This is a genomic window from Psychromonas sp. Urea-02u-13, assembly GCF_002835995.1.
GTDB lineage: Bacteria > Pseudomonadota > Gammaproteobacteria > Enterobacterales > Psychromonadaceae > Psychromonas.
In genome coordinates, this window is sequence record NZ_PJBZ01000165.1 from 1 (window position 1) to 2733 (window position 2733).

Consider the following 2733-nt stretch of genomic DNA (forward strand, 5'->3'; position numbering starts at 1 on the left):
ATATTATCAAATAAATACATTATTAAAACGATTAAGGTTCTCTAGTTATTTCATGTTGTTAGGAGGTCACATCACGAAAATTATTTTTTAAATCTTAAATTGTTTCATCAATATATTAAGCTCGTCCGATAGCTTATTTAAACCCTCACTATTTTTTGCAGTTTGTATCGCAGAGGATTTAGTCTGGTCAATCTCAGTCAGTATTTCGTGAACATTCTTACTGATTTCTTCCACTACTGCACTTTGCTCTTCACTGGCCGTTGCTATTTGAATATTCATTCCGGTAATGTCACCAACAAGATCAGATATACTGTTAATCGATTCCTCTGTTTTATTAGTATTATCGATACAAATACTTGCTTGATTAGTGCTTTTTTCCATAGCTTGGACTGCTTCTTTAGAATTTCTTTGTAAGTTTTGGATCATGGATTGAACTTTTTCGGTGGCTTCTTGAGTCCTTTTTGCTAAAGACCTTACTTCATCAGCAACCACAGCAAATCCTCGACCTTGCTCTCCAGCTCTTGCTGCTTCAATGGCGGCATTTAACGCTAATAAGTTTGTCTGCTCTGCGATACCTCTAATAACATCTAATATAGTTGTAATAGTCTCACTATCCGCTTCAACTGCTTTAATGGCTGCTGACGCAGACGTTATTTCACCTGCTAACGTTGCCATATTCTCGATTGATGTTTTCACAATGATTAAACTTTCAGAAGAGATATCTTTACAATCCGTGGACGTTGTTGATGCTTCTAGTGCATTGTTCGCAACCTCTTGCACAGTAGCAACCAACTCTTGCACAGCAGTTGCCACAAGGTCTAATGCAATTTGTTGAACGGAAACAGAGTTTTCTGTTTGCTCTGATATTACGGATAAAGCCGATGAGGATTGGGATAATTCACTAATTGAAGCAGTAAACTTTTCAATAATAGATCTTATTCCACCATTGAATAAATTAAATCCTTTAGCTAATGCAGTAAGTTCAAACTCTCCTTTTTCATCTAATGTTTGCGTTAAATTTAATTTCCCATTACCCATATCAGCGGCCACCAAAACATTAATGACTTTATCTAACGGTGAAAATAATAGGCGTATAATCAACCAAGTGATCACCGCAACCAAAAAACCCACAAGAAGTTGAAAAATAAAGGCTGCATTTAGCCAAAAATGAGATGAATTGCTGACGGTGATTAACTCGTTTGAAGTACGGTTATCTAAAGCGGTAAAAAACTTACCGACTGGCGACATAATTTTACCCACCTCATTATGATAATTATTATCAAAAACCAGTTTAAGAGCGAATGCTGTTAACGCCTGATCAGCATCCATTTTGAAGGGGCCATCTACGTATTTACCTTGCTTAATGGTTTCCATTGCTTGAGTTTCTGTCGCAATTAATCCTTGCGACGCGGCACTCGCCACTTTTAAATATTCAAACTCTTTCTCTGAAAAATTAAGGCTTTTCATGATGTCTAATTGCGAAATTTTTATATTCGGAGAAAGCTCCTTATTAACCGATGCAGGCCTATCCGCTTTACCACTTCGCCAAGCAATAATATGAAAATATTGATCCCAATACTTTTGATCTCCAGTGGCAACAAAAGTCCGTGCTAGGCGAGTTAGGTCCATTGAGGTGTGCCGAAATTCATCCGCCACAGCAAAAGATAAATACCTTTGTTGTGCTACGCTAGTTTGTTCCTCGTTTTTAAAAAGCGATATAAACTCAGTAAATATAGCGAGTAATATAAATACAAGAGCGGCACTAAGTAGCCCAATTAATTTTGTTTTTATCTTCATTTCATTCTCTCTTTATTAAAAATTTTTAACTGAAAGACGGTCTGAGTTCTTAAACTATAGGCATATAATCCGAATTAAACTTTATTTTTATTTTTAGTTAGCTATGTTTCCTCGTGCTTTTATTCGTTAATTTCTTCTTTTTAAACAATGTGTAACTAGCACTGACATTATATTATTCGTAACAATTCTCTTGATGGCGTAATAAAATGTCAATTCACTTTTTTATTGCCGTTAACAATATCGACTAAGGCATTATGCCTATCTCGGCATTCTCCATAGCTCACTATCAACTGCTTTTTCCATAATAGATGCCCGCTTTTACGCTTATCTGTGGGAGCTTGAATCTCAGGGCAAGGCTGTAATAGAGCTTGGTCAATCTTTGCTTTGGGAGGTTGTAGCGCCGTTGGCAATATCGACAAGGTCGCCAAGAATGAACAGCTCATCATCATTAAGCAGGCACTCATCATTATTAGTAACTTCAACATATTCAATTATCCTTTTTTCTAGGGTCTGTATCTTGGGCTTTTTATCCATTTGTTGTTGCCAGTAAGCCCTAGCAATCTCGTTATTGCTTTGGTTCCTGCGGTTAGCACCTTTAATGGCCTCAATCACGGCACGCTCTTTTTCTTGCAAAAACTGATGCTCTGCAGTGCGATAACCTGCTTGATAAGCCTGGGATTTTATTGAGAAATAACCGGCGGTTAATAGCATGAGTACAACGCCAGTGATTAGCGCGATTAATAACGGCTTTTTAGCTGAGCCGGCGAACAACTTAAGGATCATTGCGATTAACATGTTTGCCCCCTGTTTCCATGTAAAACTTAGCGAAACCCACAAAGGTGGCCGTGATAACACCGTACTGCACCAGTGCCCATTCGCTTTGCTGTGCCATGGGAATTGAAAAGAAATAGTCGTTAAATTGCCATAAACCAATTA

At 37.6% G+C, this 2733-nt stretch carries 2 protein-coding genes; both read right to left on the reverse strand.

What is annotated here, in order from left to right; genetic code table 11:
• Positions 1-87 precede the first annotated feature (87 nt).
• The gene (locus tag CXF74_RS20980; RefSeq protein WP_101084542.1) at positions 88-1797 is read right to left on the reverse strand and encodes a methyl-accepting chemotaxis protein; all 1710 of its coding nucleotides are present in this window, start codon (positions 1795-1797) and stop codon (positions 88-90) included.
• A 372-nt stretch (positions 1798-2169) separates the two neighbouring features.
• Entirely contained in the window at positions 2170-2592 is a 423-nt protein-coding gene (locus CXF74_RS20985) for a hypothetical protein (RefSeq protein WP_101084544.1), read from the reverse strand.
• Positions 2593-2733 lie beyond the last annotated feature (141 nt).